The 3,593-nt window shown below is 54.2% G+C and carries 2 rRNA genes; both read left to right on the top strand.

Going from position 1 to position 3,593, the window contains the following annotated elements:
- Positions 1-20: 20 nt before the first annotated feature.
- Positions 21-3,017: ribosomal RNA gene (locus tag VLA04_05880) — 23S ribosomal RNA — on the top strand.
- 77 nt (positions 3,018-3,094) lie between these two features.
- Positions 3,095-3,212, top strand: a 5S ribosomal RNA gene (rrf, locus tag VLA04_05875).
- Positions 3,213-3,593: the final 381 nt, after the last annotated feature.

Genomic DNA, 3,593 nt, shown 5'->3' with positions numbered 1-3,593 from the left:
TTTGGCTCCATGATTTTACAGGTCAAACTAGTAAGGGCGCACGGGGGATCCCTAGGTGCCGTCAGCCGATGAAGGACGTTGCAGGCTGCGATATGGTTGGACGAGCTGCCAAGCGAGCGTTGACTCCAACATTTCCGAATGGGGAAACCCACCACGGTGGAGCCGTGGTATCGCGTGTTGAACACATAGACACGTGGAAGGTAAGCGGGTGAATTGAAACATCTTAGTAACCCGAGGAACGGAAAGTAAAAACGACTCCCTCAGTAGCGGCGAGCGAACGGGGATGAGCCTAAACCATTGCCATGTTAAAGCGGACAGCGTTGTGGCAGTGGGGTTGTGGGAGTTTTCAGGCGCGAATGTCATAGCGCCACAGAGTTACAAAGGCTCAGGTTAGGTGAACACCGCTGGGAAGCGGGACCAAAGACGGTAATAGTCCGGTAGCCGAAAGCTTGAGCCCTCTGGGAAACCACCCGAGTAGGCCGGAACACGTGAAATTCCGGTTGAATCTGCGAAGACCACTTCGTAAGGCTAAGTACTGAACGGCAACCGATAGCGAACAAGTACCGTGAGGGAAAGGTGAAAAGCACCCCGGAAGGGGAGTGAAATAGACGTGAAACCGTGCGCTTACAAGCAGTTGGAGCCCTACTTAAAGGGTGACAGCGTACCTGTTGAAGAATGAGCCGCCGAGTTATGGTACACAGCGAGGTTAAGGGGGAAATACCCGGAGCCGAAGCGAAAGCGAGTCTGAATAGGGCGCTTTAGTTGTGTGCTGTAGACCCGAACCCAGGCGATCTAGCCATGGTCAGGATGAAGCGCAGGTGACACTGCGTGGAGGTCCGAACTCACTGATGTTGAAAAATCAGGGGATGAACTGTGGCTAGCGGTGAAATTCCAATCGAGCCTGGAGCTATCTGGTTCTCCTCGAAATGGCTTTAGGGTCAGCCTCGAGTTAAAGTTTGCGGGGGGTAGAGCACTAGTTGGGTGCGGGGGACGACATGTCCTACCAAATCCTATTAAACTCCGAATACCCGTGTAATGTTCCTCGGGAGTGAGACTGCGGGAGATAAGTTTCGTGGTCAAGAGGGAAACAGCCCAGATCGTCAGCTAAGGTCCCCAAGTCATTGCTAAGTGATTAAGGAGGTTGAGACGCTCAGACAACCAGGAGGTTGGCTTAGAAGCAGCAACCCTTGAAAGAGTGCGTAATAGCTCACTGGTCAAGCGTTTCAGCGCCGAAAATGTACGGGGCTAAGCAATGCACCGAAGCTACGGATTAGTCCTTAGGGATTAGTGGTAGAGGAGCGTACTGCCGTAGGATGAAGGTTGAGCGTAAGCGCAGCTGGACGAAGCAGTAGTGAGAATGGCGGCATGAGTAACGAAAACATTGGTGAGAATCCAATGCGTCGAAAGCCTAAGGGTTCCCAACGCCAGGTTCGTCCGCGTGGGGTTAGCCGGGGCCTAAGGTGAGGCCGAAAGGCGTAGCCGATGGAGAGCAGGTTAATATTCCTGCGCCAGTGCTTTTGGTTTGAGCGAAGGGGGGACGCAGCAGGCTAGGTTTGGGGAACTGTTGGATATGTTCCTTGGGGTATGTAGGGAGAGTTGGTAGGTAAATCCGCCGACTCGCTGATCTGAGGTACCCCGGAAGCGGCTACGTGCTGCAAACAAATTGACGCCACACTGCCAAGAAAAGCCTCTAGTGACAAACGCACTGCCCGTACCGTAAACCGACACAGGTAGGCTGGTAGAGAATACTAAGACGCGCGAGAAAACCCTCGCTAAGGAACTCGGCAAAATAACTCTGTAACTTCGGGAGAAGGAGTGCCGCATTAGTGTGAACAGACTTGCTCTGGAAGCATGAGGCGGTCGCAGCGGAGAGGCCCAAGCGACTGTTTAACAAAAACACAGGTGTCTGCTAAGCCGCAAGGCGATGTATAGGCGCTGACGCCTGCCCAGTGCCGGAAGGTTAAGGAAGGTAGTTAGGGGTAACCCGAAGCTATTGACTGAAGCCCCGGTGAACGGCGGCCGTAACTATAACGGTCCTAAGGTAGCGAAATTCCTTGTCGGGTAAGTTCCGACCCGCACGAAAGGCGTAACGATTTGGGCGCTGTCTCGGCGAGGGGCTCGGTGAAATTGGATTGGCTGTGAAGATACGGCCTACTCATACCAGGACAGAAAGACCCCATGGAGCTTTACTGTAGCTTGTCATTGAAACTGGGTGGCTCATGTGCAGGATAGGTGGGAGACTTCGAAGCAGGTTCGTCAGGACTTGTGGAGTCGTCGGTGAGATACCACTCTTGAGTCATCTAGTTTCTAACCCGAGACCGTTATCCGGCTTGGGGACAGTGGCTGGTAGGCAGTTTGACTGGGGCGGTCGCCTCCTAAAGAGTAACGGAGGCGCCCAAAGGTTCCCTCAGATTGGTTGGAAATCAATCGCAGAGTGTAAAGGCACAAGGGAGCTTGATAGCGAGACTGACAGGTCGAGCTAGGACGAAAGTCGGGCTTAGTGATCCGACGCCAGCGCGTGGAAGTGGCGTCGCTCAACGGATAAAAGTTACCCTGGGGATAACAGGCTGATCTCCCCCAAGAGTCCACATCGACGGGGAGGTTTGGCACCTCGATGTCGGCTCGTCGCAACCTGGGGCGGTAGTACGTCCCAAGGGTCGGGCTGTTCGCCCGTTAAAGCGGTACGTGAGCTGGGTTCAGAACGTCGTGAGACAGTTCGGTCCATATCCGGTATGAGCGCAGGAGATTTGAGAGGAGCCGTCCCTAGTACGAGAGGACCGGGACGGACCAACCGCCAGTGTACCAGTGGTTCCGCCAGGGGCCAATGCTGGGTAGCTGTGTTGGGAGTGGATAAGCGCTGAAAGCATCTAAGTGCGAAGCCCACCTCAAGATGAGATCTCCCATCACTCCTTCGGGAGTGGGTAAGACCCGCGGAAGATAACCGCGTAGATAGGCTACAGGTGTACAGTCAGCAATGGCTTAGCCGAGTAGTACTAATCGGTCGAGGGTTTAACCCTGTAACGACACATTTCGGTGTGTTGCAAGAACGTTGGTTTGTTAACGTATTTGTCTGTGCAGTTGTCAAGGTACGGTGCTCTGGTGTCATGGCGGTATGGCCCCACCCGTTCCCATTCCGAACACGGTAGTGAAACGTACCAGCAGCGACAATACTCGGCGGGCGACCGCCCGGGAAGATAGCCCGATGTCAGAGCTCTACCTTGAAAAAAACCCCCTCCAGCATTGGATGGGGGTTTTTTTCGTGCCTGAGCAAAAGGGGCCTGGCGGCTGGGATTCTTTTCGCCGATGGCCAATGGCCGAAGCACGTAGTGCGGATTGCGTAGCAAGCTCATGGCCGGAGGGAAGGCAAGACATTTCTTTGCTCTCGGCTCGCAACTTTCTTTGGTTTTCCTCTGGCTCACAGCCCACAGCCCACAGCCCATTCCGGCTTGACGTATACTGGGGCTGGCCTGAACATTTAAAGACCATATGAAGACAGGAGTCGATATGAAAAAAAATGCTTGGCACTTGCTCAGCCTCTCGTGCTGTATCTGGGGGCTGATTGGCTTTCTGGCCGGTGCAGAGGAGCAACCGCA

This window comes from Verrucomicrobiia bacterium (assembly GCA_035460805.1).
Lineage (GTDB): Bacteria > Patescibacteriota > UBA1384 > CAILIB01 > CAILIB01 > DATHWI01.
Note: the sequence above shows the minus strand (reverse complement) of the source record. Positions and strands in the feature narration are given on the sequence as shown.